The 26,732-nt window shown below is 74.2% G+C and carries 24 protein-coding genes and 1 tRNA gene; 7 read left to right on the forward strand and 18 right to left on the reverse strand.

The annotated features are described in order from the left end of the window. Positions 1-9: 9 nt before the first annotated feature. Positions 10-420 carry an STAS domain-containing protein gene (locus J5Y05_RS15265; protein ID WP_210872578.1) on the reverse strand — a complete coding sequence of 137 codons (411 nt, stop codon included), beginning with the start codon at positions 418-420 and terminating at the stop codon, positions 10-12. Positions 421-639: 219 nt separating this feature from the next. Between J5Y05_RS15265 and J5Y05_RS15270 the strand changes: the two genes are divergently transcribed. Next, positions 640-1,410 (forward strand): ANTAR domain-containing protein, encoded by a 771-nt coding sequence (locus J5Y05_RS15270; RefSeq protein ID WP_210872580.1) that lies wholly within the window; start codon positions 640-642, stop codon positions 1,408-1,410. 53 nt (positions 1,411-1,463) lie between these two features. Further along, positions 1,464-1,670, forward strand: coding sequence for a hypothetical protein (locus tag J5Y05_RS15275; protein WP_247614643.1), 207 nt, complete (start codon positions 1,464-1,466; stop codon positions 1,668-1,670). A gap of 159 nt (positions 1,671-1,829) precedes the next feature. Here J5Y05_RS15275 and J5Y05_RS15280 read toward each other — a convergent pair whose 3' ends face one another. The 3 genes from J5Y05_RS15280 to J5Y05_RS15290 form a co-directional block, all read right to left on the reverse strand. Further along, positions 1,830-2,669 carry a YceI family protein gene (locus tag J5Y05_RS15280; RefSeq protein ID WP_210872582.1) on the reverse strand — a complete coding sequence of 280 codons (840 nt, stop codon included), beginning with the start codon at positions 2,667-2,669 and terminating at the stop codon, positions 1,830-1,832. Between the two features lie 172 nt (positions 2,670-2,841). Next, positions 2,842-5,310, reverse strand: coding sequence for an MFS transporter (locus J5Y05_RS15285; protein ID WP_504740150.1), 2,469 nt, complete (start codon positions 5,308-5,310; stop codon positions 2,842-2,844). Positions 5,311-5,395: 85 nt separating this feature from the next. Next, a complete protein-coding gene (locus tag J5Y05_RS15290; protein WP_210872586.1) occupies positions 5,396-5,896 on the reverse strand; it encodes a MarR family winged helix-turn-helix transcriptional regulator in 501 nt (166 codons plus the stop codon). 203 nt (positions 5,897-6,099) lie between these two features. Here J5Y05_RS15290 and J5Y05_RS15295 point away from each other — a divergent pair, with 203 nt between their 5' ends. Further along, positions 6,100-6,303, forward strand: coding sequence for a hypothetical protein (locus J5Y05_RS15295; protein WP_210872588.1), 204 nt, complete (start codon positions 6,100-6,102; stop codon positions 6,301-6,303). Between the two features lie 113 nt (positions 6,304-6,416). Here the strand turns inward: J5Y05_RS15295 and J5Y05_RS15300 are convergent, their stop codons facing one another. The 8 genes from J5Y05_RS15300 to J5Y05_RS15335 form a co-directional block, all read right to left on the reverse strand. After that, on the reverse strand, positions 6,417-7,319 hold the full coding sequence (locus J5Y05_RS15300) for an RNA polymerase sigma factor SigF (RefSeq protein ID WP_210872590.1): 903 nt from the start codon (positions 7,317-7,319) through the stop codon (positions 6,417-6,419). Between the two features lie 283 nt (positions 7,320-7,602). Next, positions 7,603-8,439, reverse strand: a complete 837-nt coding sequence (locus J5Y05_RS15305) for an RNA polymerase sigma factor SigF (RefSeq protein WP_210872801.1) — start codon at positions 8,437-8,439, stop codon at positions 7,603-7,605. 189 nt (positions 8,440-8,628) lie between these two features. Beyond that, positions 8,629-8,922: a Dabb family protein gene (locus tag J5Y05_RS15310; protein ID WP_210872592.1), complete on the reverse strand. Its 294-nt coding sequence runs from the start codon at positions 8,920-8,922 to the stop codon at positions 8,629-8,631. Next, on the reverse strand, positions 8,922-9,098 hold the full coding sequence (locus J5Y05_RS15315) for a hypothetical protein (RefSeq protein ID WP_030979209.1): 177 nt from the start codon (positions 9,096-9,098) through the stop codon (positions 8,922-8,924). The genes J5Y05_RS15310 and J5Y05_RS15315 overlap by 1 nt, the downstream gene beginning before the upstream one ends. A 165-nt stretch (positions 9,099-9,263) precedes the next feature. Then, positions 9,264-9,348 (reverse strand) — tRNA-Ser (locus tag J5Y05_RS15320). A gap of 68 nt (positions 9,349-9,416) precedes the next feature. Continuing rightward, positions 9,417-9,848, reverse strand: coding sequence for a tRNA adenosine(34) deaminase TadA (tadA, locus tag J5Y05_RS15325; protein ID WP_210872803.1), 432 nt, complete (start codon positions 9,846-9,848; stop codon positions 9,417-9,419). Between the two features lie 134 nt (positions 9,849-9,982). Continuing rightward, positions 9,983-10,519 carry a tRNA adenosine deaminase-associated protein gene (locus J5Y05_RS15330; RefSeq protein WP_210872805.1) on the reverse strand — a complete coding sequence of 179 codons (537 nt, stop codon included), beginning with the start codon at positions 10,517-10,519 and terminating at the stop codon, positions 9,983-9,985. Positions 10,520-10,837: 318 nt separating this feature from the next. Beyond that, entirely contained in the window at positions 10,838-11,350 is a 513-nt protein-coding gene (locus J5Y05_RS15335; RefSeq protein ID WP_210872821.1) for a response regulator, read from the reverse strand. Between the two features lie 141 nt (positions 11,351-11,491). On the opposite strand from J5Y05_RS15335, the gene upp reads away from it, so the two are divergent. After that, positions 11,492-12,127, forward strand: a complete 636-nt coding sequence (upp, locus tag J5Y05_RS15340) for a uracil phosphoribosyltransferase (RefSeq protein WP_210872594.1) — start codon at positions 11,492-11,494, stop codon at positions 12,125-12,127. 7 nt (positions 12,128-12,134) lie between these two features. Here upp and J5Y05_RS15345 read toward each other — a convergent pair whose 3' ends face one another. The 5 genes from J5Y05_RS15345 to J5Y05_RS15365 form a co-directional block, all read right to left on the reverse strand. Beyond that, positions 12,135-12,764: a LytR C-terminal domain-containing protein gene (locus J5Y05_RS15345; RefSeq protein ID WP_210872807.1), complete on the reverse strand. Its 630-nt coding sequence runs from the start codon at positions 12,762-12,764 to the stop codon at positions 12,135-12,137. A gap of 128 nt (positions 12,765-12,892) precedes the next feature. Continuing rightward, on the reverse strand, positions 12,893-13,189 hold the full coding sequence (locus J5Y05_RS15350; protein WP_030420160.1) for a type II toxin-antitoxin system VapB family antitoxin: 297 nt from the start codon (positions 13,187-13,189) through the stop codon (positions 12,893-12,895). 254 nt (positions 13,190-13,443) lie between these two features. Continuing rightward, a complete protein-coding gene (locus tag J5Y05_RS15355) occupies positions 13,444-14,136 on the reverse strand; it encodes an HdeD family acid-resistance protein (RefSeq protein ID WP_210872596.1) in 693 nt (230 codons plus the stop codon). Between the two features lie 234 nt (positions 14,137-14,370). Then, positions 14,371-14,991, reverse strand: a complete 621-nt coding sequence (locus tag J5Y05_RS15360; protein ID WP_210872599.1) for an HhH-GPD-type base excision DNA repair protein — start codon at positions 14,989-14,991, stop codon at positions 14,371-14,373. 24 nt (positions 14,992-15,015) lie between these two features. After that, a complete protein-coding gene (locus tag J5Y05_RS15365) occupies positions 15,016-15,741 on the reverse strand; it encodes a siderophore-interacting protein (RefSeq protein WP_210872601.1) in 726 nt (241 codons plus the stop codon). A 74-nt stretch (positions 15,742-15,815) separates the two neighbouring features. Between J5Y05_RS15365 and J5Y05_RS15370 the strand changes: the two genes are divergently transcribed. The 3 genes from J5Y05_RS15370 to J5Y05_RS15380 all read left to right on the forward strand — a co-directional run bounded on the left by J5Y05_RS15370 (position 15,816) and on the right by J5Y05_RS15380 (position 22,617). After that, positions 15,816-17,705 carry a penicillin acylase family protein gene (locus J5Y05_RS15370; RefSeq protein WP_210872603.1) on the forward strand — a complete coding sequence of 630 codons (1,890 nt, stop codon included), beginning with the start codon at positions 15,816-15,818 and terminating at the stop codon, positions 17,703-17,705. A gap of 335 nt (positions 17,706-18,040) precedes the next feature. After that, positions 18,041-20,098 (forward strand): copper resistance CopC/CopD family protein, encoded by a 2,058-nt coding sequence (locus J5Y05_RS15375; protein ID WP_210872605.1) that lies wholly within the window; start codon positions 18,041-18,043, stop codon positions 20,096-20,098. A 125-nt stretch (positions 20,099-20,223) separates the two neighbouring features. After that, on the forward strand, positions 20,224-22,617 hold the full coding sequence (locus J5Y05_RS15380) for an ATP-binding cassette domain-containing protein (protein ID WP_210872607.1): 2,394 nt from the start codon (positions 20,224-20,226) through the stop codon (positions 22,615-22,617). 108 nt (positions 22,618-22,725) lie between these two features. On the opposite strand, the gene J5Y05_RS15385 is transcribed toward J5Y05_RS15380, so the two are convergent. Then, positions 22,726-26,679, reverse strand: coding sequence for a hypothetical protein (locus J5Y05_RS15385; RefSeq protein ID WP_210872609.1), 3,954 nt, complete (start codon positions 26,677-26,679; stop codon positions 22,726-22,728). Positions 26,680-26,732: the final 53 nt, after the last annotated feature.

Raw genomic sequence — 26,732 nt, forward strand, 5'->3', positions numbered from 1 at the left:
GAGGTCACTCTAGGGCGATTCGTCCGGCCGGTCGCGGTCAGGCCGCCCCGCGGGTGACGCCCCGGTCCCGGCCGCCAGCGCCTCCGCCAGGTCACCGTGGACCGGCACGTCGCGCCGCAGGCCGGACAGTTCCAGCACCCGGTTCGGCACGCTCCCCGGGACCGCCACGACCCGCAGCAGGGCCCGGCCGCGCAGCCGGCGGCGCACGTCGTCGAGGAGGCGGACGCCCTGGGAGTCCATGAAACGGGTGCCGGTGAGGTCGAGTACGAGCAGGCGCAGCGGGCCGGAGCCGGTCTCCGCGGCGGCCAGAACCAGCGGCAGCAGCCCCGCGGCGTTGCAGAAGTCGATCTCGCGGGGGAGGGCGAGCACGGCGCACCCGGGCGGTTCCGAGGGCCCGTACGGTCGGGAGAGCGGGGTCACGGCATCACCTGGCAGACGTGCGTCCGGCTTCCGGCGAGGCCGCTTCCTGACCCGGCCGCCATTGCATCACGGCGGGCACCGGGCACGGAAGTGCGGCGGCGCCGGACGGTCGGCCGGGCGTCACCGCTGCGCAACCGAGCAGCTAAAGTGCTCTCCGTCCTGTGCTCGCAGTCGGGAATGTGCTGCGGAGCTCTCCTGCGCACGGCCTCCGGGCCGGGCATGCCGAAGAGGTTCGTGGTGACTGCATCCGAATTTACTGATTTGCCACGTTTTCCGGTGGGTTTCGAGCTTGCCGAAGCCCTGACGACCGCGGCCCGGAGCCTGCACGAGACGGGCTCGGCGGACGACACCCTGCGCACCGCGGTCGAACTGGCCGTGCACCTCGTGCCCGGCGCCGAGCACGCGGGCATCTGCGAGATCGAACGGGGCAGCCGCCGTACCCTCGCCTGGACCGACGAGGTCGTGCGCTTCGCCGAGGCCCGGCAGGGCAGCGGTGAACCGCACCCGGACTGGGAGCACCTGTGGTCCACGCCCGTGGTGCGGATAGAGGACAGCGACGCCGACGGCGGCGCCAACACCCTCTCCGGTCTCGGCCTGCGCTCGGCGCTCTCGCTGCGGCTGCGCGCCGACCGGCGCCGGCTGACCGTGCTGACCGCGTACGCGGGCAGACCCCGCGCCTTCGACGAGGACGGCGAGCGCATCGGCCGGCTCCTCACCGCGCACGTCAGCCTGGCCCTGGACTCGGCGACCGTGCGCGACCAGCTCACCGAGGCCATGCGCACCCGGGACCTGATCGGCCAGGCCACCGGCATCCTCATGGAGCGTCTGGACATCGACGCGGCCGGCGCCTTCGAGAGCCTGGTGCGGGCCTCGCAGCGGGAGAACGTGAAGCTGCGCGATCTCGCCCGGCGCGTCGTCGACGCCAACAACACCAACAGCGCCAACAACCCCAACAACACCGCGGGCGGACGAAGCGTCAACGACCGCTGACGGGATATCCGTACCGGCATGACCTCGGACTCTCTCGACACGCTCGACCGGCGATGGCGCGCAGCCGGGGCCTCGACACCCTGCTGCGCGATCCGACCGACCGCGCGGTGGCGGAGGTGCCCGGCGCGGCCTCCCGCTCGATCACGGTACGCCGCGCCGGGCGCCCGATGACCCCGGCCGGCGGCTCCTGGCTCCCCGGCGGCCTGGACCTGGACGCCAGGCGGCCCGGTCCTTCGCGGAGTGGGCCGCCCACGCGGTGAACGAGGCGGTAGGCATCGAGCGCCGGCGTGGCTGCGCCGGTCCTCCCGTGACCGTGACCGGGACCGTGACCGTGACCGGGCCCGGGACCGGACCGGGCCCGCGACGTCAAGCCGCGCGCTCTCTGCGCCGAGCTGGTGGCGCGGACGGCCCGGGACGGTTCACCCCCCGGCCGGCGGCGACGGGACCGGCAGCGACTCCCCCTGGACGGCCTGCACGTCCAGTTCGACGCGGAGCGTGGTGCCGACGGCGGCGATACCGGCCTGGAGGACCTGGTGGTGGTTCATGGCGAACTCCTCGCGCCGCAGTCGCGTGGTGGCGCGGAAGGCGGCCCGGGTGCCGCCCCACGGGTCGGCGCCGGTGCCGAGGTAGGCGAGGTCCAGGTCGACCGGGCGGACCACGCCGCGCAGCCGCAGGTCGCCGTGGACGGTCCAGCGGTCCGGGCCGGCCTCGGTCACTCCGGTGGAGCGGTAGGCGATCTCCGGGAAGCGCTCGGCGTCCAGGAAGTCGGCGGAGCGCAGGTGGGTGTCGCGGGCGCCGTGGCCGGTGTCGATGGAGGCCGCCCGGATCACCGCCTCGACGCGGGACTTGGTGACGTCGTCCGGGGCGATCTCGACCGTCCCGGAGAAGTCGGTGAACCGGCCGCGCACGCTGGAGATGCCGAGGTGCTGGGCGATGGCGGCGACGCTGGAGTGCGCCGGGTCGATGGTCCAGGGGCCGGGCGGCGGCAGTTCGGTGCCGCCCTGCCGGGCGAGCGTCACGGTGCCGGCGTCGGCCCGGCCGCTCGCGGTCACGAGGGCGCCGGCCGCGGCGGGCGCGTAGCCGACGGCGGTGACGACGACGGTGTAGGCGCCCGGTTCCAGCTCGGTGGCATCCCGCACGGCGCCCTCGGCGTCCGCCTCGGCGCGCACCACCTGGCGGCCCGCGCCGTCGGTCAGCGTGACGACCGCGTGCGACACGGCCCATCCGTCCCGCGTGCGGATTCTCGCGGTCAGTCCCATCCGGTTTCTCTCTCCTGCCGAAGGTGGGCGAACAGGGGTCGACGAAGGCCCGCGGGCCCGGCGGGCCGTACGGACCCGGCGGGCCCGGGGCCCGGTGGTGAGGAGTCCGGCCCGCGGCGGCGGCGCGCGCCCCTGTCCCGCCGCGCGCGGGCCGCCACGGGCCGGGGCCCGGCTACTCGCCCGGGTGGGCGAGCGTGATGTCGTGGCCGTCGACGCCGGGGCCCTCGACCGTCAGGGCGGTCGCCACGGGCGGGTAGCCGGTCGCCACGACGGTGTACTCGCCGGCGTCCAGGTCGGTGAAGGCGTACGCCCCGTCCGGGCCGGTGCCGGCCGAGCCGGCCACGTTGCCCGCCGCGTCGATGAGCGTGACGCGGGCGTCGGCGAGCGGGCCGTGCGGGGCCCGGATCACGCCCTGGAGCCGGGCGCCGGGCCAAAGGCCGACCTCGACCCGGGCGACGCCGGTGCCGCCGACCTCGACGGGCAGGGCGCGCGGCCGGAACCCGGGGGCGTTGACCGCGACGGTCACCGTGCCCGGGACCAGTTCGGTGAGGGAGAACTCGCCGTCCTCGCCGGTGGTGACGGTGGCCAGGAGGTCACCGCGGACATCGGTCACGATCACCATCGCGCCGGCGACCGGCTGCCCGCTCTCCTCGGCCCGCACCAGTCCGCCGAGGCCGCTGGTGCCGCTGAGCAGGATGTCGTAGGCGACCGGCTCGTCGTGGACGACGACCGTGGACGCCTGCGGCTGGTAGCCGTCGGCGGCGGCGATCAGGACGTACGAGCCCGCGTGCGGCGCGTCGACCGTGTAGGTGCCGTCGGCCTGGGCGACCGACCGGCCGAGCTGGCGTCCCGACAGGGAGATCAGCGTGACGGCGGCGTGCGGGACGGCGGCGGACTCGTGGCCGCGGACGGTGCCGCGGACCGGGATTCCGGCGGGGCCGGGCTCCCTCTCACCGTCGGCCGTGGCGACCGCCGCGGGGCGCGGGGCCGCGGAGGTCCCGGCGGCGGTCCCGGCGGTGCCGGCCGGCGCGACGGCCGGCACCGCGGCCGGGACGGTCCCGGCGACACGGGCCGCCTCGGCCGGGGCGGGGGCCGCCGGGGAGGCGGTCTCGGCGGAGGCGTGGGCGGCCTGGGCCAGGGCGCCCGAGGTGCGCAGCGGGACCTCCTTGATGAGGAGCGTCACCAGGAAGCCGAGGAAGGCGATCGGCGCGACGTAGAGGAAGATGTCGGCGATGCCGTGGCCGTAGGCGCTCTCCAGCCAGGTGCGGATGGGCGCGGGGAGCAGGTCCATGTCGGGGATGCGTCCGCTGCCCATGGCCTGCCCGGCCGCCATCTGCTCCTCGGGCCGGAGCTGCCCGATCGTCTCGGTGGCGTGGTGGGTGATGCGGCTGGACATCACGGAGCCGAGCACCGAGACGCCGACCGCGCCGCCCAGCGAGCGGAAGAAGGTCACGACGGAGGAGGCCGCGCCCAGGTCACCGGGGGCCACCTGGTTCTGCGTGCACAGCACCAGGTTCTGCATCATCATGCCGACGCCGAGGCCCATGAGGGCCATGAAGACGCCGATGTGCCAGTACGCGGTGTCGTACCGCATGGTGCTCAGCATGCCCAGGCCGGCCGTCAGGAGCAGGCCGCCGGCGAGCAGCCACCCCTTCCACCTGCCGGTCTTGGTGATGATCAGGCCGGAGACGGTGGACGAGACGAACAGGCCGCCGATCATCGGGATGGTCATGACGCCGGACATGGTCGGCGACTTGCCCCGGGCGAGCTGGAAGTACTGGCTGAAGTAGACGGTGCCCGCGAACATGGCGATGCCGACGAAGAGCGAGGCCAGCGACGCCAGGGTGATGGTCCGGTTCCGGAACAGCCGCAGCGGGATGATCGGCTCGGCGGCCCGGCTCTCGACGAGGAGGAAGACCAGGGTGAGCGCGATCGCGCCGCCGACCATGGTGTACGTCTGCCAGGAGAGCCAGGTGTACTTGTCGTCGGCGAAGGTGACCCAGATCAGCAGGAGGCTGACGGCGGCGGTGACGAAGAAGGCGCCGGCCCAGTCGACCTTGACCTGGCGCTTGGCCACCGGGAGGTTCAGCGTCTTCTGGAGGACGAAGAGGGCGATCAGCGCGAAGGGCACGCCGACGTAGAGGCACCAGCGCCAGCCGAGCCAGGGGGTGTCGGTGATGACGCCGCCGAGCAGCGGGCCGCCGACGGTGGCGACGGCGAAGGTGGCGCCGAGGTAGCCGGAGTAACGGCCGCGCTCCCGCGGGGCGATCATCGCGGCCATGATGATCTGCGCCAGGGCGGAGAGGCCGCCGGCACCGAGTCCCTGGATCACGCGGGCGGTGATCAGCATGGAGGGGCTGTGCGCGAGGCCGGCGACGACGGAGCCGACGACGAAGACGCACAGGGCTATCTGGACCAGGGCCTTCTTGCTGACCAGGTCCGCGAGCTTGCCCCACAGGGGGGTGGAGGCGGTCATCGCCAGGAGTGAGGCGGTGACGACCCAGGTGTAGGCGCTCTGCCCGCCGCCGAGGTCGGTGACGATCTGGGGCAGGGCGTTGGTGACGATGGTGGAGGACAGGATGGCGGCGAACATGCCGAGCAGCAGCCCGGACAGCGCCTCCATGATCTGCCGGTGCGTCATCGGAGCGCTGTCGGAGGTGCCTCCCCCGTGCTTGGCATGAGCCCGCACACCGGTTGGTGTGGTCGTTGCCATGGACTTCCTTCGCTTATGTGGTGATCGCGGGTGTACGGGTGGACGGTGCGGCCCCGGACCGTGCGGGAGGCCGGGCCGGCGGGACCCGGCAGTCGTCGAAACTGGCCCTGAGCCGCGCCATGAGCCGGGTGAGCTGGACGACGTCGGCGTCGGGCCAGTCGCTCAGGCGGTCGGCGAGCATCCGGGCGGTCCGCTCGGACATCTCGTCCAGCAGGTCCTCGCCCCGGGGCGTCAGGCGCAGGATGCGCGAGCGCTTGTCGGCGGGGTCCGGGGACCGCTCGATCCAGCCCCGTTCGGCGACGTGGGCGACGTGGCGGCTGGTCACCGACATGTCGACGGCCAGCAGCTCGGAGAGCTTGCTGATGCGCATGTCGCCGTGGCGGCCGAGGAGCGTCAGCACGGCGGCGGAGCCACCGGGGCAGTCGGCCGGCAGCAGCCGGCCCAGCTCCCGTTTCACGGCGCCGAAGGCGCTGAACTGCCGGATCAGCTCCTCGTACTGAGCCTGCTCGGCCATCGCCCCTCCAGTTCGTTGCTTAGGGCAACGATAGGTCTTGATGGTTGCTACAGGCACATAAAAAGCCCGACGGAGGCATAAAAACTTGGCAAAGGCAAGTATTGCGAACGTAAATGCCCAGGTGGCGGGGGATGCGCGGTCCTGGGCGGTGTGCGGAGCCCCCCGCTTGGGTGTGTCCCGCGGATTCGCTAGTGTCTCGCCCCATGGCTAACAACCAGGGCCCCCAGGGCAATTACGATCCCGCTGGCAGCACCCAGATGTTCCGCGCGTTCGTCGACGAGGGCGCCCCCCAGTCCCAGCAGGCGGCGGACCCCGTCGCCTCCGCCGGACCCCGTGTCGGTCTGATCGTCGGCGTCGTGGCCGCCGTGGTGATCGTCGCGGCCGTGGCCTGGCTGGCGCTCGCGTAGGAACGGAGCCGCTCGGGCGGCACATCACGACCGCCACGGTGCCCAGGGGGCGCCGCGGCGGTCGCAACCGTCTCCGGGGGCCGGTCCCACTGCGGGGCCGGCCCGTCGGCGGCTCAGTCGGAGATCAGCCCGTCACGGAGCTGGGCCAGTGTGCGGGTCAGCAGCCGGGAGACGTGCATCTGGGAGATGCCGACCTCCTCGCCGATCTGCGACTGGGTCATGTTGGCGAAGAAGCGGAGCATGATGATCCGCCGCTCCCGGGGCGGCAGCTTGGCCAGCAGCGGCTTGAGGGACTCGCGGTACTCGACGCCCTCCAGCGCCGTGTCCTCGTACCCCAGCCGGTCGGCCAGCGAGCCCTCGCCGCCGTCGTCCTCCGGCGCCGGGGAGTCCAGCGAGGAGGCCGTGTAAGCGTTGCCCACCGCGAGGCCGTCGACGACGTCCTCCTCGGACACGCCCAGCACGGCGGCGAGTTCGGCGACGGTCGGGGAGCGGTCCAGCTTCTGCGACAGCTCGTCGCTGGCCTTGGTGAGGGCCAGACGCAGCTCCTGGAGCCGCCGCGGGACGCGCACGGACCACGAGGTGTCCCGGAAGAACCGCTTGATCTCGCCGACCACGGTCGGCATGGCGAAGGTCGGGAACTCCACCCCCCGCTCGCAGTCGAAGCGGTCGATCGCCTTGATCAGGCCGATGGTGCCGACCTGGACGATGTCCTCCATCGGCTCGTTGCGCGAGCGGAAGCGGGCGGCGGCGTACCGCACCAGCGGGAGGTTGAGTTCGATCAGGGTGTCCCGGACGTAGGCACGTTCGGGGCTGTCCTCGTCGAGCGCGGCGAGCCGCAGGAAAAGGGAGCGGGACAGGGTGCGGGTGTCGATGGCCTCCGTTGCCGGGAGGGTCTGGGCCGGCACGGCTTCGAGCGTCGGGACGTCATCGATGGGGCCGAGCGCCTGGGGCGCGTCGGGCGCGGTCTCGCTCTCCGCGAGCGCGAGCACCTTCGAGCTGCCCTGATCTGCGGACATGCCACCCCCTTTGGGTCGCGGGACGGTCGCGGCCACGTTCCTCTGACGGAAACGCAGCCCTCACCTGAATACCGGAGCCGAGGCTCCGGCAAACGCGCTTCCGGCAGAATGTCACATGTCGGCAACGCGCTGTAGTGACATGTCGACATCCGAGACGGCGATCAGCCCTGGAGAAACCGGGCCTGACGGGGTTTCGGGCCGCTGACGTCGGCAAAGACCGGGAGGAGCGATTCGCCCCTCCCGGTGATGGTTCGTTCGTTTGTACGGTAACGCCCTGGGGGCGCTACGCGTCGATGCGGTTGGCCGACCGGAGCCGCTGGAAACTGCGTGCCAGCAGCCGCGACACGTGCATCTGGGAGACGCCGAGTTCGGCGCTGATCTGGGACTGCGTCAGGTTGCTGTAGTAGCGCAGCAGGAGGATGCGCTGCTCGCGCTCCGGCAGTTGGACGAGGAGGTGGCGGACGAGGTCGCGGTGCTCGACCCCGTCCAGCGCCGGGTCCTCGTAGCCGAGCCGGTCGAGGAGTCCGGGCAGTCCGTCGCCCTCCTGGGCCGCCTCCAGGGAGGTGGCGTGGTACGACCGTCCCGCCTCGATGCAGGACAGCACCTCCTCCTCGCTGATGCGCAGCCGCCCGGCGATCTCGGCGGTGGTCGGGGAGCGCCCGAAGGCCGTCGTCAGGTCCTCCGTCGCGCTGTTGACCTGCACCCACAGCTCGTGCAGCCGGCGCGGCACGTGCACCGTGCGGACGTTGTCCCGGAAGTAGCGCTTGATCTCGCCGACCACGGTCGGCATGGCGAAGGTCGGGAACTGCACGCCCCGGTCCGGGTCGAAGCGGTCGATCGCGTTGATGAGACCGATCGTGCCGACCTGGACCACGTCCTCCATCGGCTCGTTGCGGGAGCGGAAGCGGGCGGCGGCGTAGCGCACCAGCGGGAGGTTCGCCTCGATGAGCGCCGTGCGCACGCGGTCGTGCTCCGGCGTGCCCGGCTGGAGCCCCTTGAGTTCGCCGAACAGGACCTGGGTCAGGGCCCGGGTGTCGGCACCCCTGCTGCGCTGCGGCGCCGCCGGGGCGGGCGCGGCTGCCTGGGGCGGCGGTGCTTGAGGCGCAGTACTGGCCGGCACGGTCAACTCCACCTCATCATCGTCAACTCATCCGTCAAAAGCGGTCATAGCATCACAACACATGTGCACTGTGTGCAAGCACCGCAAAACGTCGTGTTGAGGGTTCAAGTGGATCAAACTCGGACTAATCCGGCAGAGGATGTGGAAGGGCCCCGCACCGCGAGGGGTACGGGGCCCGGGGCGCGCGCGTCAGAACGTGTAGTCGGCGATCACCCAGGTGGCGAACTCCCGCCACAGCGCGACGCCGGCCTGGTGGGCCGGGTGGTCCAGGTAGCGGCGGAGCGCGTCGGCGTCCTCCACGGCGGAGTTGATGGCGAAGTCGTAGGCGATGGGGCGGTCGCTGATGTTCCAGGCGCACTCCCAGAACCGGAGCTCCTCGATCCGGTCGCCGAGCCCGCGGAACGCCTCGACGCCCGCCACGACGCGCGGATCGTCACGGGTGACGCCCTCGTTCAGCTTGAAGAGCACCAGGTGGCGGATCATCACTTTCCTCCGTTGGCGGCCCAGGTCATGAAGTCGCCGACGGCGCCGGCGGCGTCGGAGATGCCCTGGAAGCCGATCTGGACGTAGTCCGCGGCCTTGGCCGGGTCCGTGATGATCACATACAGCACGAAGACCACGAGCGCATAGACGGCGATCTTCTTCGCGTTCACCGCCACCGCGGCCTCCCCTGTCCACCGACGCACGTCCGCCGCACATGATCGCACGAAGGGCCCGGTCTTTCGACGGCCGGTTCGAGAGAGATGTCCAGGGGTGAACGCCGGGGCGGCGGCGGGAGCCGGGACGCACGAAGGGCCCCGTCGTGTGACGGGGCCCTTCCGAAGCGGTAGCGGTGGGATTTGAACCCACGGTGACTTGCGCCACACTCGCTTTCGAGGCGAGCTCCTTCGGCCGCTCGGACACGCTACCGAGGGAGACTTTACAGCACCGGGTGGCGTGGTCAGAAATCGATTCCCGGGGCCCCTTCCGACGGACGGTCAGCGGTCCCGGAAGAAGTCCGTGAGCAGCCCGGCACACTCCTCGGCGAGCACTCCCTCGATCACCTCGGGGCGGTGGTTGAGCCGCCGGTCGCGCACCACGTCCCACAGGGAACCGGCGGCGCCGGCCTTGTCGTCGCGGGCGCCGTAGACGACGCGGTCCACGCGGGACTGCACCAGCGCGCCCGCGCACATCGTGCACGGTTCCAGGGTGACCACGAGGGTGCAGCCGGCCAGCCGCCAGCGGCCGAGCGCCCCGGCGGCCCGCCGCAGCGCCAGCACCTCCGCGTGGGCGGTGGGGTCGCCGGTCGCCTCGCGCTCGTTGTGCCCGCGCGCGAGCACGGTCCTCCCGTCCGGGGCGAGGACGACCGCCCCGACCGGGACGTCGCCGCCCCGGGCGGCGAGGGCGGCCTCGTCCAGGGCGAGGCGTATCGCGCCCCGCCACGGGTCCCGTACGGGGTCCGGGAGCGCCCCGGCGCCGCCGGGTATACGGCCGCCCGGCGGCCGTCCCCCGGGAACCTCGGGTCCCTCGGGGGCGGGCACGCCGTCGGGGCCGGCGGACGCGGTCAGCGGACGGTCTCCAGCACCTCGGAGGCGCCGAGCACCTCGGCGATCTCGCCGACGGCGTCCCCGGACATCGAGCGCAGTTCCCTCTCGCTCACGCCGAGGTCGTCGAGGATGCCGGCGTCGCCGACCGGGCCGTGCGGCACGCCGCCGGCGGCACCGGGTTCGCCGGCGTCGGCGTCCTCCTCGTCCTCGTCGTCGGGTTCGCCGTCCTCCGTACCGTCGAGGTCGAGGTCGTCGAGGTCGTCGTCGTCGGGATCGCGGCCGAGCAGTTCGTCGGTGAGCAGGATCTCGCCGTAACTGCTGCGGGCCGCGGCGGCGGCGTCGGAGACGTAGATGCGCGGGTCCTCCTCACCGTCCACGCGGACGACTCCGAACCACGCGTCCTCCTGCTCGATCAGTACGAGCACCGTGTCCTCGTCGGGGGAGGCTTCCCGGGCGAGGTCGGCCAGATCCGACAGGGTTTCCACATCGTCGAGCTCCGTGTCGCTCGCTTCCCACCCGTCTTCGGTGCGCGCGAGCAGTGCGGCGAAGTACACCGTGACTCTCCCACTGGTCATAGGCGTGCCGGTTGGGGGTCCCCCCGGCGGAGGCTGCGGGCGGGGGAGCGGTGCTCCGAGCCCCACCCACTCGGAATCGTGGCAGAAACATGGCCCTCAGGGGATGCCTTCGGCACCCTGTGTCCGGCTGTTTCGGCCGCGGTTCCCGGAGCGTTCGCACTGGCCGGCGCCGGACGTGCCCCCGTCGCCGCCACGTGCGGGATCGTACGCGGGTTTCGGCCGCCCGCGCGCGCCGCCCTGCCCGAGCCCCCGGCGCGGCGCCCGATCGCCCCCGTACGGCCCCGCCCGTCCGGCGGGTCACCAGCGGAAGGTGCGCATCCGCAGGGCGTGCCGCAGCCGGGCGGCCTTGGCGCGGCGCGGCTGGACCCGGTCCCTCAACTCCCGCGCCTCGGCCAGCTCGCGCAGGAACCGGTCCCGCCGCCGGCGGCGCTCCGCCTCGGCGTCCGGCGCGGGCTCCGTGCGGCCCGGTGGCAGCGGCCCCGCGTCCGGGCCCGGCCGCGCGCGGCCGTCGGGCGGCGTCGGGGGCGCGGGCGCCGGCGCGCGCCGGGCGGGAGGCTCCGGGCCCGCCGCCGTCCCGGGCTCCGCCCCGGCCCGCGCGACCCCGGGCTCCGTCCTGGCCCCAGCCGTGGCGGACTCCGTCCCTGCCGCCGTACGGGCTTTCGCCCCTGCCGCCGTAGCGGGCTCCGTCCCCGTCGCCGTAGCGGGCTCCGTCCCCGCCGCCGTACCGGCCTCCGCCCCAGCCGCCGTGCCGGCCTTCGCCCTCGGCGTGGCGCGCGGGGGCGGTGTGTCGTGGAAGTCCCGGTCAGGCACAGTCTCACCACCCCGCGTCGGTCCCTGCCACCTTCCCCCGGCCGGCCCGTTTGACGCCTGCGGGCCGGGTCGGGCACGTGCCGGTGGCTTGTCCCGCCCTGCGGGGAGGGGGGCCCTCCGTCCCCGGTTACTGTGGTGGACATGCGTCTCCACGTCGTCGACCACCCCCTGGTCGCCCACAAGCTCACCACGTTGCGCGACCGCCGCACCGACTCCGCGACCTTCCGCCGCCTCGCCGACGAGCTGGTCACCCTGCTCGCCTACGAGGCCACGCGTGACGTGCGCACCGAACAGGTCGACATCCAGACGCCGGTCGAGCGGACCACCGGCGTCAAGCTCTCCCACCCGCGTCCGCTGGTGGTCCCCATCCTGCGGGCCGGGCTCGGCATGCTGGACGGCATGGTCCGGCTGCTGCCGACCGCCGAGGTGGGCTTCCTCGGCATGATCCGCAACGAGGAGACGCTGGAGGCGTCCACCTACGCCACGCGGATGCCGGAGGACCTGTCCGGACGTCAGGTGTACGTCCTGGACCCGATGCTGGCGACCGGCGGCACCCTGGTGGCGTCGATCCGGGAGCTGATCAAGCGCGGCGCCGACGACGTGACCGCCGTGGTGCTGCTGGCCGCGCCCGAGGGCGTCGAGGTGATGGAGCGCGAGCTGGCCGGCACCCCGGTGACCGTGGTGACCGCCTCGGTCGACGAACGCCTCAACGAGCAGGGCTACATCGTGCCGGGCCTCGGCGACGCCGGCGACCGGATGTACGGCGCGGCGGAGTAACCGCCGCTCAGCACCCCTTCTTGACCGGCGTGGGCGTCGGACGCGGCGCGGTCAGCTCGGCGAGCGCCGCGTCGGCGTCCGCCGGGCGGGCCAGGCCCTTGAACCCGTTGCCGATGATCAGGTCGACGGTGGCGTCCTCGCGCTTCGCGTCCGTGCGGGCCTCGGCGCCGGGGAGCTGGGTGCCCAGGACGGGCAGCGCGGCCTTGTCCGCGGCGGCGGGACCGAGCAGGACGCCCGCGCCGTCCAGCTTCTTGTCGAACTCCTCGGGCGCGTTGGTCACCTCGCCGATGCGGAAGCCGCGCTTCTTCAGCTCGTCGGCGGTCTGCTGGGCGAGGCCGCTGCGCGTCGTCGCGTTGTACACGTTGACGGTGATCTGGCCCGGCTTCGGCACGGCCACGGCGGGCGACGGGCTCGCGGACGGGGACGGGCCGGCCGCGCGGGCCGGCCGGCAGTCCGCGGCACTGGCGGCCGACGCCTGGTCGCCGCCGGTGAAGACGTCGATGAGCTGCAGCGTGCCCCAGCCGAGGAGGCCGAGGGCGGTGGCGCAGGCGACGCTCAGGAAGGCGAGCCTGCCCCGGCGTCGGGCCGGTCGCATCCGGGGGTACTTGCCCCCGGTGATCCGGTACTTGCCGCCCATGCCGGGGGGAGTCAGCATGCTCATGGACGCAGCGTAGTGCGCCGCGACGGTGATGCCTACTAGATGATCATTCGACGTTCCCCGGATGCCGTCAATCCAACCCGAAAGGGCCAAACCGGCGGCCCCGGTCAGTCGAGTTCGAGGACCCGGGCGTGCAGCACCTGACGCTGTTGCAGCGCGGCGCGCACCGCGCGGTGGAGGCCGTCCTCCAGGTACAGGTCGCCCTGCCACTTGACGACGTGGGCGAAGAGGTCGCCGTAGAAGGTGGAGTCCTCGGCGAGCAGGGTCTCCAGGTCGAGCTGGCCCTTGGTCGTCACGAGCTGATCGAGGCGGATCGGCCGCGGCGCGACGTCCGCCCACTGCCGGGTGCTCTCCCGGCCGTGGTCGGGGTACGGCCGGCCGTTTCCGATGCGCTTGAAGATCACACGGAAAGCCTACCGGCCAAGGCGTTGCGGGCGCAGCCATGGAGGCGGAGTACGAACCCGTAAGAGGCGTGCAAAGCAGGGCAGAGCGGGAGCGGGGGCGCGGGACGAGCGCCCGCCCGCCCACTCCGCCGCCCTCGTACGCCCCCCGGCGGAGCCCCTGCCGGGCTTCCGGGCAGGGGCTCCGGAGCGCCCACCGGGTCTCCGGTGGAGCCCCCACCGGGTCTCCGGTGGAGCCCCGCCCGGCCGGCCGTCCGTCACACCTCGTGCGGCACGTCGCGGACGCGGGAGCGCAGCCGCAGGGAGGTGACGATCTCGACCGCGCCGACGACCACCAGCCACCAGCCGCCGAGCACGGTGAGCACGGCGACCGAGCCGACCGGCGAGTCGATGAGGACGATGCCGGCGATGATGGTGACGATCCCGAGGAAGAGGTGCCAGCCGCGGGCCGGCATCGAGGGGTCGTGGGCGGCGGCCACGGTCTGGGTGATGCCGCGGAACAGCCAGCCGATGCCGATCCACAGCCCGAGCAGCAGGATGGACTGGAGCGGGCCCCGGAAGCAGAACAGGCCCAGCAGGATCGAGACGGCGCCGCTGATGAAGGCGAGGACGCGCAGCGAGGTCCTGCGGTGCGTGCCGAAGGCGGCGGCGAGTTGCAGGACGCCGCTGATGACGAGGTAGAGCCCGAAGAGCACGCCGGCGGCGCGCAGTGTCGCGCTCGGCCAGGCCAGCACCAGCACGCCGAGGACCAGGGAGGCGATGCCGGTGAACAGCACCGTCTGCCAGGCGGCGCGGGAGAGCAGGTGCAGGGGCCCTTCGAAGGGCGGCTCCGGCTCGTGGGCCGTGCCGCGCGGCGCGGACGAGGAGGGGGCGTGCGCGCCGGGGCGGGCGTGCACGCCCCGGTCGTCGTCCTGCGGGTTCCCGGGGAAACTGCTGGGGGGTTCGGTCATGGTCCCAGCTCAGGGCACCCGGCCGGGTGCCGCCACCCGGACCGGTCCGGCGGGCTGACGGAGGGTCGCCGGAGACGGTGGGTTTGGGGCTGGGGCTGGGGCTAGGGCTGGGACGGTGGCGGGGGCGGTCGTCCCGAGGGGGACGTCCGGCGGGCGTGGACTCCTGCCCGCCCGCGCGCCGGCCGCTGGGTACCCGCCCCCGGTCGCCGCGCCCGGTGCGGGCCCGTGCCCCCGTCACCCCGCGTCCATCCGGGGAGGTTTCGGGGGGCGGGCCGCCTTGGCGGCCTTGGCGGCGGCCTTCAGCTCCTGCTTGTGCGCCCGCACCTTGGTCAGCGACTCGGGCCCGGTGATGTCGGCGACGGAGCGGAACGAGCCGGGTTCGCCGTACTCCCCGGCGGCCTCGCGCCAGCCCTCCGGCCGGACGCCGAGCTGCTTGCCCAGCAGGGCGAGGAAGATCTGCGCCTTCTGCCGCCCGAAGCCCGGCAGCTCCTGGAGGCGTCTCAGCAGTTCGGGGCCGGTGGCGACGCCCCGCCAGACGGCCTCGGCGTCGCCGTCGTAGGTGTCGGCCAGGTACCGGCACAGCTCCTGGACGCGGCCCGCCATGGAACCGGGGTAGCGGTGCACGGCCGGCTTCGCGGAGAGCAGCGCGGCGAACTCCTCCGGGTCGTACGCGGCGATGTCGTGCGCGTCCAGGTCCTCGGCGTCCATCCGCCGGGTGATGGTCGACGGGCCCTTGAACGCCCACTCCATGGGGACCTGCTGGTCCAGCAGCATGCCGACGAGGGCGGCGAGCGGACTGCGCCCGAGGAGTTCGTCGGCCTCGGGGTCCTGGGCGAGGTGCAGGGTGACGTCCATGCTCCGATGATCGCGCCTGGGCGCTCAGGTCGCGCGCCAGTACCCCAGCGCGTTCACCCGCTGCCGCGGCACGCCCAGCTCGCGGCGGACGTGGGAGGACAGGGCACGGGTGGTCGCCGTGTCGCAGGCGATCCAGACGTACGGCTCGGAGGTGGCGCGCAGCAGCTCCGGCAGCGCCGACTTCACCTCGGCGACCAGGGCGGCGCCGCGGTCCCGGCGCGGGACGGTGCGGACCTCGTGCCGGGCGGGGTCGGTGCGGAAGGGCAGTTCGTCGGTGCCGTCGTCCTCGAACCAGATGGTGGCCGGCGTCTCGCCGAGCGCGTCGAGGAGGGAGTTGAGGGCGGGCAGGGAGGCCGGGTCGGCGACGGCGAAGAGACGGGTGGGCGCCGGGTCGGGGTCGGTGAAGGCGGTGCCCTGGACCGTGGCCTCGATGGTGTCGCCGGGCCGCGCCGACCGGGCCCAGTCGCTCGCGCGCCCCTCGTGCAGGGCGAACTCCAGGCTGAGCGTGCCGGCCTCGGGATCGGGGTCGACCAGGGTGTATCCGCGCTGGTGGGGCCGGTCCGCGCCGGGGAACCAGAGCCGTACCCACATGGTCGGGTGGACGCCGGTCGCGGCCAGCAGCCCGCCGTCCGTCAGCCGCAGCCGCCGAAAACGCGGGGTGACGTCCTCGACGCCGGTCACCGTGAACACGAAGTCCTTCGCCCGCATCAGCCGGAGGACCGCTCCCTCCCAGCCCCGCCCCTGCCCCATCGCCCCGGCCTCCTTCGCGTACGATCCGTAGAAACTTAGGTGAGCCTAACCTAAACGGAAGTGGGGGCACAGGGGTGAGCGCCGAGACCTGCCGCGACGCCTGGGGGAACCCGCACCTGCGTGCGGACGGCCCGGTCGCCCTCGCCCGCGCCCAGGGCCGCGTCACCGCCCGCGACCACGGCTGGCGACTGGAGCTGCGGCGCCACCGCGCCCAGGGCACCTCGGCGTCCTTCCTCGGTCCCGACGCCCTGCCCTGGGACCTCTTCGCCCGCCGCGCCCGCCTCGCCGACACCGCCCGCCGCTGCCACGCCGCGCTGGAGGAACGGGACCCGGAGACCGCCGCCTGGGTACGGGCCTACGTCGACGGGGTGAACGAGGGTCTGGCCGAGGGCGCCGCCCCCGAGTTCGCCCGCGCCGGGCTCGCCCCGGGACGCTGGGAACCGTGGACCCCCTTCGCGGTCCGGCTCGCCGGGCACGTCCTCGACGGGGGCTTCCCCGCCAAGCTCTGGCGCGAGCACGTCCTGGACCGACTGGGGCCGGACGCCCTCGCGTTGTTCGCCGCCGACGGCCCCGGCGGACCGCCCGGAGGCGCCTCGGGACCCCGCGGTCTGCACCGTGTCCGGCTGTCCTGCCCGGAGTTCGACGTGGCCGGCCTCGCCGTGCCGGGCGTGCCCGGTCTCGCCCACTGCGGCCACACCGGCACCGTCGCCTGGGCCGTCACCGGCACCGCCAGGGCCGACTGCCAGGACCTCTACCACGAGCGGCTGCGCCGTACCGGCGCCGGTGTGGAGGCGCTGGGCCCGGACGGCGCCTGGCACCGGGCCGCCCGGCACACCGAGCTGATCCGGGTCGCCGGGGAGGGCACCGTCGAGGCCGAGGTCGTCGAGACCGCCCGGGGGCCGGTGATCGCCGGCGGACCGGAGGGCCTGGACGACGGCACCCCGGCCGCCATCAGCCTGCGCCACCCGGCCCGCGTCACCGCCGACCTGGGCTTCGGCGCCCTGCTGCCGCTGCTGCGGGCCCGCCGGGTCGCCGATGTCGACGGGGCGCTGGACGCCTGGTCCGAGCCGGTCGACCTGGTGCTGGCCGCCGACACCGAGGGCGGCACGCTCTGCCGGACGGTGGGCCGGGTCCCGCTCCGCGCCGACGCCAACCGGCTCCGTCCGGTACCTGCGTGGCAGCCGGGGCACGAGTGGCGGGGCTGGGTACGCCCGGCGGACGGTGACCCCGGCGGGCCGGCCGGCCCCGGGCCCACCGCACCGCCGGACCACGAGGCAGTCCGCCCGGACCCCAGCCCCCTGCTCGACCGCCTCGCCGCCCTCGACGGCCCGAGCCCCGGCGCCGCCGCCCTCCGCGACCGCCTCCTCGCCTGGCACCGCGGTACCCGGGACGGGGGCGGCAGGGGCACGGACGTGGCCGGTGACGGGGGCGGTGCGGACGTGGCCGGTGATGGGGAGGGCAGGGGCACGGACGTGGCTGGTGACGGCGGTGGCACGGATGTGATCGGTGCTGGTGACGGCGCCGGGAGCGGCGACCGGGGTGAGGAGGCCGACGCGGCGGCGTACGCGGCCCTGCGCGCGGCGGTCGTCCGCCGGATCACGGCCGACCCGGCCCTCGCCGCGCTGGCCACCCCGCCCGGCCACCCCGAGGTGTTCCAGCCGTGGCTGGACCTCGCGCCACGCGTCGGCCACGCCCTCGAACGCCTGCTGCGGGCCCCGCACTTGTACGGCGTCGACCGGACCGGCGCGGTCCGCGAGGCCGCCGAGGAGGTGGCCGCCCGGCCGCCCGCCCCGGTACCGGCCACTCCCGTACCGGCCACTCCCGTACCGTCCGCCCCCGTACCGCCCGCCCGTCGTGGCGACCGCCGGGCGGCCCCGCCCCCTCCCGGGCCCCGGTGGCAGGCGCCGCGCCACGCCCCCGCCGTCGCCGACGTCGAGCGGCTCCTCCGCGAGGGCCGCCCCTGACCCGTACGCCCCCCTTCCGGGAGGGAACCCGCCCCTACGGCGACGGAAACACCCCCTCCCCGGCACGGGAACCCGCCCCTACCGCGACGGGAACACGCCCTCCCCGGACGGGAACACACCCCTACCGCGACGAGAACACCCCCTCCCCGAACGAAAACCCGCCCCTCCCGGAGGGAAATGCTCCCCTTCCGGGACGGAAACGCGCAGACGGTGAGCGCCGGGGCCTCCGCGTCCGTACTCAGGGCCAGGCGGCGAGGTCCGGACGACGGAGATGCGACGTGGGGTGTGGTGGTGCGCGCGGTGGAGCCCGGCGGCGAACCGGAGTTCAAGGGCTGGTGCTGCTGGGAACCGTGCTGGTCCTGCTCCTCCTCGGCGGCGCCGGACCGGCCGCCGCCCACGCCGGACTGCGCTCCACCGACCCCGAGGACGGAGCCGTCCTCCCCGACGCCCCCGGCTCCGTCACCGTGACCTTCACGGAGTCCGTCGGCCTGCGCGACGACTCCTTCCGCGTCCTCGGCCCCGACGGCCACCGCCTGAGCATCGGCGAGGCCGGCCGCGCCGACGGCCGCCCCGACACCGCCGGCGTCACGCTGCCGGACCGGCTCGCCGAGGGCACGTACACCGTGGCCTGGCGGGTGGTGTCGGCCGACAGCCACCCCGCCTCCGGCGCCTTCACCTTCTCCGTCGGCGAACCGTCGGTCTCCGCGGCCGAGGTGGACACCGGCCCCGCCGAGGACCCGGTGACCGGCGCCCTCCACAAGAGTGCCCGCTGGTTCGCCTACCTCGCCGTCGCGCTGCTCATCGGCACGGCGGCCTTCGTCGTCCTGTGCCGCCCCCGGGACCCCGCCCCCCTGCGCCGCCTCGCGGTCGCCGGCTGGTGGACCCTGCTGGCCGCCACCGTCGCCCTGCTGGTGCTGCGCGCCCCCTACGAGGCGGGGGAGGGGCCGGCGGCGGCCCTGGACGCCGAGGCGTTCGGGCGGACCCTGACCGGCCGGCCCGGCATGCTCCTGCTGGCCCGCCTGGTGCTCCTCGTCCCGGCGGGGCTCCTGCTGGCCCGCGTCTCGCGCCGCCCCCGGCGTACGCCCTGGGTCACCGGGGCGGGCGCCGCGCTCTCCGTCGCCCTCGCCCTGACCTGGGCCGCCGCCGAGCACGCCTCCGCAGGCAGCCAGGTGCCGCTGGCGATGACCTCTGCCGTCCTGCACCTGCTCGCCACGGCGGTCTGGCTCGGCGGACTCGCCGCCCTGCTCGTCGGGTTGCGCCGGGCCCCGGACGCCGACGCCGTCGCCCGCTTCTCCCGGATCGCCTTCGCCTCGGTCGTCGTCCTGGTGGTCACCGGCGCCTACCAGTCCTGGCGCGGCCTCGGCACCTGGACGGCCCTGAACGGCACGACGTACGGCAAGCTGCTGCTCGCCAAGGTGGCGGCGGTCACGGTGCTGCTGGCCGTCGCCGCGCTCTCCCGGCAGTGGACGGCCGCGCTGGGCGCGGTCACCGAGCCCGGCGCACCGGACGCGCCCCCGCCACTCCGCCGGGGCCCGTCCGTACCGGCCGCCGCGGTGTCGGTCTCGGACGTACGGACGGTGTCGGCGTCAGCGACGGCGGCGGTCTCCGGCGCACGGACCGTGCCGAAGGCGGCTGCCTCCGGCGTAGAGGCTGTCTCAGCGTCGGCGGCGGGCGTACGGACGGTCTCCGCGAAGGTAACCTCCCCGTCCCCGTCCCCGTCCCGCGCGCCGGAGCCGCCCCCCACCGCCCCCGTACCGCCGGAGCCCGCCGTGCCCGCACTCACCACCCGCACGCTCCCCGCGCCCGCCACCCCGGCCGTGGAGCCGCCGGACACCCCCGCCGTGGAGCCACCCGCCCCCTCCCCCGTAAAGCCGCCCGCGGTAAAGCCGCCCGCACCCCCCACCCCGCCCTGGGAGGCGCACCGGCGGGCGCTGCGCCGCTCCGTGCTGATCGAGGCGGTCGTCGCCGCCGTCGTCCTGGTGATCACGACCGTGCTCACCGCCACCATGCCCGGCACCGCGGCCGAGGCGGCCCGGTCCGCGCGGGCCGGAGTGCTCCCCGCCTCCGTGACCACGATCCCGTTCGAGGCCGGCCCCGGCCGGGGCACCGTCCAGATCACCCTGGACCCGGGACGCACCGGCGAGAACTCCGTACAGGCCGTGGTCTACGCCCCCGACGGCAGCCTCACCGCCGTACCCGAGCTGCGCGTCACCTTCACCCTCGCCGACCAGGGCATCGGCCCGATCGAGGCCCGGCTCGTCGACCGGGGCGGCTACTGGAGCGCCAACTCCGTCACCCTCCCCCTGGCCGGGGCGTGGACCATGAAGGCGACGGTCCGGCTGACCGAGGTGGACCAGGTCAGCGAGGAGCGCACCGTCGACATCCTGGCCTGATCCGCAGCGGTACCCCGGCGGGCGGGCCGTTCGCGGCGAAGCGGAAATATGCTCCAAGCCGGTCGCACCGAGCAGGGCGACGCCGACGGGGCCGCGCGGGCGGCCCGCCCACGGATGGAGACACGATGAGCAAGGCCACCGGTCAGGACGCGCACGCTCCCGGGGCGCGGCACCCCGCCGACCGTCACGAGCTGATCCGCGTGCACGGCGCCCGGGAGAACAACCTCAAGGACGTCAGCGTCGAGCTGCCCAAACGCCGGCTGACCGTCTTCACCGGCGTCTCCGGCTCCGGCAAGAGTTCCCTGGTGTTCGACACCATCGCCGCCGAGTCCCAGCGGCTGATCAACGAGACGTACAGCGCCTTCCTCCAGGGCTTCATGCCGGCGCTGGGCCGCCCCGAGGTCGACGTCCTCGACGGGCTGACGACCGCGATCACCGTCGACCAGCAGCGGCTCGGCGCCGACCCGCGCTCCACCGTGGGCACCGCCACCGACGCCAACGCGATGCTGCGCATCCTCTTCAGCCGGCTCGGCGAACCGCACATCGGCTCGCCCAAGGCGTTCTCCTTCAACGTCGCCTCCATCAGCGGCGCCGGCGCGGTCACCGTGGAACGCGGCGGGCGCACCGTGAAGGAGCGCCGCGCCTTCACCGTCACCGGCGGCATGTGCCCGCGCTGCGAGGGCCGCGGCACCGTCAACGACCTCGACCTCGGCCGGCTCTACGACGACTCCCTCTCGCTCGCCGAGGGCGCGCTCACCATCCCCGGCTACAAGCCCGGCGGCTGGAACTACCGGATGTACACCGAGTCCGGCCTCGTCGACCCCGACAAGCCGATCCGCGCGTACACCAAGCGGGAGCTGGACGACTTCCTCTACCGCGAGCCGACCCGGATGAAGATCGCGGGCATCAACATGACCTACGAGGGGCTGGTCACCCGCATCCGGAAGTCGATGCTCGCCAAGGACCGGGAGGCGATGCAGCCGCACATCCGGGAGTTCGTGGACCGGGCGGTCACCTTCACCACCTGCCCCGACTGCGACGGCACCCGCCTCAACGAGGGCGCCCGCTCCTCCACGATCAAGGGCGTCTCCATCGCGGACGCCTGCGCGATGCAGATCAGCGACCTCGCCGAGTGGGTGCGCGGGCTCGACGAGCCGTCGGTGGCGCCGCTGCTCACGGCGGTACGGGACACCCTCGACTCGTTCGTGGAGATCGGCCTCGGCTACCTCTCGCTCGACCGCCCCTCGGGCACGCTCTCCGGCGGCGAGGCGCAGCGCGTCAAGATGATCCGCCACCTCGGTTCCTCGCTCACCGACACCACGTACGTCTTCGACGAGCCGACCATCGGCCTGCACCCGCACGACATCCGGCGGATGAACGGCCTGCTGCTGCGGCTGCGCGACAAGGGCAACACGGTGCTGGTCGTCGAGCACAAGCCGGAGACGATCGCCATCGCCGACCACGTGGTGGACCTCGGCCCCGGGGCCGGTACGGCGGGCGGCACCGTCTGCTTCGAGGGCACCGTCGAGGGGCTGCGCGCCTCGGGCACGCTCACCGGCCGCCACCTCGACGACCGGGCGTCGCTGAAGAAGGAGGTGCGCACGCCCACCGGCGCGCTGAAGATCCGCGGTGCGACGGCGCACAACCTGCGCGACGTGGACGTGGACATCCCGCTCGGGGTGCTGGTCGTGGTCACCGGGGTCGCCGGGTCCGGCAAGAGTTCCCTCGTGCACGGCTCGATCCCGGCCGGGGCGGACGTGGTCTCGGTCGACCAGGGCGCGATCCGCGGCTCACGGCGGAGCAACCCCGCCACCTACACGGGGCTGCTCGACCCGATCCGCAAGGCGTTCGCCAAGGCCAACGGCGTGAAGCCCGCCCTCTTCAGCGCCAACTCCGAGGGCGCCTGCCCGACCTGCAACGGCGCCGGGGTGGTCTACACCGACCTGGCGATCATGGCCGGCGTGGCGACGACCTGCGAGGACTGCGAGGGGAAGCGGTTCCAGGCGTCGGTGCTGGAGTACCACCTCGGCGGCAAGGACATCAGCGAGGTGCTGGCGATGCCGGTCGCCGAGGCCGCCGAGTTCTTCGGGGCGGGCGAGGCGCGGACGCCGGCCGCCCACCGCATCCTGGGCCGCCTCGCCGACGTGGGCCTCGGCTACCTCACCCTCGGCCAGCCGCTCACCACCCTCTCCGGCGGCGAACGCCAGCGGCTCAAGCTCGCCACGCACATGGCCGACAAGGGCGGTGTCTACGTCCTCGACGAGCCGACCGCGGGCCTCCACCTCGCCGACGTCGAGCTGCTGCTCGGGCTCCTGGACCGGCTGGTCGACGCCGGCAAGTCGGTCATCGTCGTGGAGCACCACCAGGCGGTCATGGCCCACGCCGACTGGATCATCGACCTGGGACCGGGCGCGGGGCACGACGGAGGCCGCGTCGTCTTCGAGGGCCCCCCGGCCGCCCTGATCACCGCCCGCACGACCCTGACGGGGGAGCACCTGGCGGAGTACGTGGGGGGCTGAGACCGTCCCTGCCGGGCGATCAGGCGGGGCCTCCGTACAGGGCCCACCTGAGCACGCCGCTCGCCGGGCGGACGGCGCCGGAGTCGGGACCAGGCGGCGATCAGCGGCTCACCATGACGCCCAGCCCCGGCGCCGATGGGCCGCGATCGTGCTCAGGTGAGCCGGCGCCCCGGGGGCGAGGCGGGGGAGCAAGGGGATCACGTGGGTCCACGCGTCGGCGTTCACCAGGCTCCGAACGATGTCCCGCGCCGTCGCCTCCGCCGGCGGGCCGTCGTCGCCCGAGGCTCGGGCCAGGGCCAGACAGGTCCGGGTGACCCGGTCGCCGGCCCGGTGGTCCGTGGACAGGGCCACCGGGGCACCGGACAGGTACGCGGCGGCCGTGTGGAGCGCCCTCCAGCGCTCGTCCGGAGTCGCCACCGCCTCGGCATGGCGCCAGAGGCCCGCGATGTCACCGTCCACGGCGGCGAGCAGCGCGACTTCCGCGCCGGCCTCGTGGCCAGGCCGGAGAGACCGCCGCCACCGGTCCGTCGGGCCCTCGACGACGTGGGCGTCCTCTTCCGCGAGGCAGCCGAGGCGTTCCAGCAGGGTGAGGACGGCCATCGACGGTGCGTGCCAGGGCATGGGCGTCTCGGTCAGGCTCCGTACGGCGCGTCGAAGCGCCTCACGCAGACGCGGGTCCGGTTGCCGCACGTCCGGGAAGGCGAGGAACAGGGCCGCCAGTTCGGGCAGGGTCCGGATCGGAGCCTCCCCGATCCGCAGGACCAAGGCGGCCACGACGCCTTCGGCGATGCGGGCCGCCTGCGCGGGACGGTGGCGGACGAGTCCGGCCGCGACGGCCGTCGACGCCGTCCGCCTCTGCACGGCACGGTCTCCCCTCACCATGGAGATGGCGGTGGGGCCGTCCCCGGCGTGGGCGAGGGCTTGGGCGACGAGGTTCGCCAGCCCCGGGTCCGTGCCGTCGGACACCCGACGCGCCGCGGCATCGGCGTAGCGGGCGCCCGCGTCGCCGTGGCCGCCGAGGGAACAGCCGAGGGAGAGGGCGGCCAGGTGCCGCGCGCGGTCCTGCTCGTCGGGCAGGTCGGCCACGAGCACCTCGGCCGCACCGAACTCACCCACCACACCCAGGGCTTGGCACAGGTCTGCCACCCAGCTCTCCGAAGCGGGGGACGACGCCTGAGGGGCGGCGGGGGAGTGCCGCAGGGCCGATTCCCACAGCTCCCGGCTCCGCAGGAGTCGGCCCGCGCCCAGTTCGCGGTCCGCCTCCCGGAGCAGGCGGAGGTGGGGCTGCTGCTCGGCGTGCGGAACATCGGCGAGGGAGGGCAGGCCCATCGTCGGGCGATGCGTGTCCGGGCGCCGGACCGCCGGTGCGCGCCGGAGACCCGGACGGGAGTCTTCCGCCGGTCCCTCCCGCGCTGTCGGGTGCTGTGCGCCTGCCTCCCCCAGTGGCTCGCGCTTCTTCTCCCGGTCCCGCTTGTACACGGTATTGCTCTTGTCCTTGGCCCTGCGTTTCGCGTTCTGCTTTTTTCTGGCGGCGGCCGAAGCCTCCCGGTCCGCTTGTGATCTGCGCTCCTCGGCCGCCTCGACGACCCACTTCGCCCGTTCCAGCAGGGGGTCCCCGAGGATGCCGATACGCAGGTGCTCGGGCAGGGAATCCATCAGGCTTGTGATGTCGTCGAGAGCGCGCCTCCTGACATCCGCGTCCTCCGTGGCCTGTGCGAGGCGGGCCAGCGTCCCGGCGAGTTCGCGGCGGAGGTGGGCCTCGTCGTCCTCGGGCAGGGCCCCGGCGTCCGTCGGCGCCGGGACGGCATCGGCCATCCTGGCCAGGGCCTTCCACAACAGCTTGCGGGCGGCGCCCTGCCGTCCGGCCGGCAGCCGGGCGAGTGCCGACGCCGAGGAGGCCAGCACGTCGACCGCGCCCAGCCCGTCGGAGGAGTCGAGTTCCGCGCAGACGGCCTCGATACGGTCACCGAGGTGCGGGCCGAGCGAAGGCGCGGCCTGTGCCAGTGCCCCCCAGAGCTCCACCGCGGCCGTCCGGGCACGCATCCCACCGACGCTCAGATCCGCGGCCCGGTCGTACAACACCGCCACGGCGTCCAGGTCCTGGACCGAGCGCAGCATCCCGGCCGCCTCGATGAGCGTGTCCGTCCCGGCTGCCTGGTCCTGGACCACGGCGCGGACCAACGGCCTGGCGGCGGCCGGGCCGTTCAGCGGGAGGAGCGCGCGGGCGGCCTCCAACAGCCGCGTATACGCGCCGGGGTCCTGGTACGCCGGGGGGAATCCCCGGTCGACCCGGTGATGGGCCGTCCACTGGACCGCCTCCCGCACGACCGCGTCCACACCGGCCTGCTCCGCGTACGCCATCTCCACCGCCACGTAGGCCAGTTGGACGGCCCTGTCGATCGCCGTCGGCGCCGAGCGGGCCAGGCCGCGTGCGCGCTCCACCTCGCCCAGCCGGACGAGGAGGGCCGCTGCCCCGTCGGGTACGTCGCGCGACTCCCCGCGCAGCAAGGCCCGCACCGCGGTCAGCGGTACCAGCGACGCCGGCTCCTCGGGGCCGTCCCCCGCACCGATCTCCTCCTCGAAGGCGTCCAGTTGCGCGAGCGCGGCGGCCTGCCCGGCCACACCGGCGAGCCGGCGCAGCCGTGGCAGGTCGAGGACGTACGCGGCCCGTTCCGCCGGGCCGGTCAGCAACCGGAGTTGATGCGCCAAGGCGTACGGGGGCGTCCGCTCGGGCCAGCCCGCCGCCCGCCACTCGCGCGACCAGGCCAACAGCTCTCGGGTATGCCGGGCGACCCCCGCCTCACCCAGGTCCCCGAGAACCGAGTGGACGAGCCGGGGCTCGGCCAGGGCGTAGGTCTGGAACACCGGGTCGTCGAGGACGAGGGATCGCCCCGCCGGGCCCTGTGCCAAGCGGTCGAGCCGGTCCGTGGGGAGCCCGGTCAGCTCCGCCAGGTCCGCCGTACGCAGGCCGCCGCCCGCCACGGCGAGCAGCCCGGCCACCGTCGCGCCCAGAGCGGTGGCGTCCGGGGGCGGCTGCCGGAGCAGCGGCACCCCCGGTACGGGCAGGAGGGTGCGCAGATGCCTGCCCTGGCGCAGCGGATGTCTCTTGGCCAGGTCGTCCGGAAAACGTACGCAGCGCCGGAGCGAGGCGATGACGCGCATGCCGGGCGGCGGAGAGGCGGGCAGAAGTGCGGCGATGCTCCCGCGCGCGGGGCGCCGCCCGGACCGCGCGGCGGTGCCGGAGACCGCCTCCCCGACGGCCCTTGAGCCCGCCGTACCGCTCTCGGAGGCGAGGCCCGACCAGGCGACGTCGTCATCGAGACCGTCGACCACGAGCAGGAGCTTCCGCCCCCGGTCCGTGCTCTTCTTGGCGGCTTTGGTGAAGAGGCGCTTCCATTCCGGGACCCCGCGCGGGACGGGGAATGTCCCGATGTCGGGGAACTCGCCGATCTGGACGGCCATTTCCTTCTCGAAGTCCGCCCGGGTGTCCGTACCGGGTGCCGAGGAGACGAAGAAGGTCAGGATGTCGGCGTCGGGCGGCGGTGACCGCAGGACGTAGTCCGTGAGCAGCAGGGTTTTGCCGACAGGAGCGTCGGCGTGCCAGCACAGATACGCGGGTGCTCCGGGACTCGAGTCCCGCACGAACGCGTTCATGCTCGTACGCTCGCCCTGCCGCCCCCGGACCTCGGCCCTGTGGGTGTCGATAGCCGGCCCGTGCTTCTGGATGAGACGGCGGTCAGGGTTCTTCTTCTCCCGGACCGTGGGTATCTGCCGGTCCCGTACACCCGTCGCCTCCTCCCGGGCTGCGTACAGGGCGGCCGTCCACTCGTCGTCCGTGTACACCGAGCCACCGGCGGCCTGCTGCAACACCCGTACCACGGACCGGAACTCCCGCTCGCGCTCCGGCGACGGGACCGCGTTCCCCCCGTACCAGTTCCGGAGCGTGGAGCGGCCGAGCCCCACATCCCGAGCCACGTCTCCCAGACGCAGCCCCGAGACCTCCCACACCCTCCGCAGCATGGCGACCAGCGTGTCGCGCTCGCGCCTCGGCGAAGCGGTCATCGGCTTTCCTCCTGCTCGTGCCCACACCTTGGAAACTCGGCCGGCTTCGTACG

The sequence above is a fragment of the Streptomyces tagetis genome, from assembly GCF_018069565.1.
Taxonomy (GTDB): Bacteria; Actinomycetota; Actinomycetes; order Streptomycetales; family Streptomycetaceae; genus Streptomyces; species Streptomyces tagetis.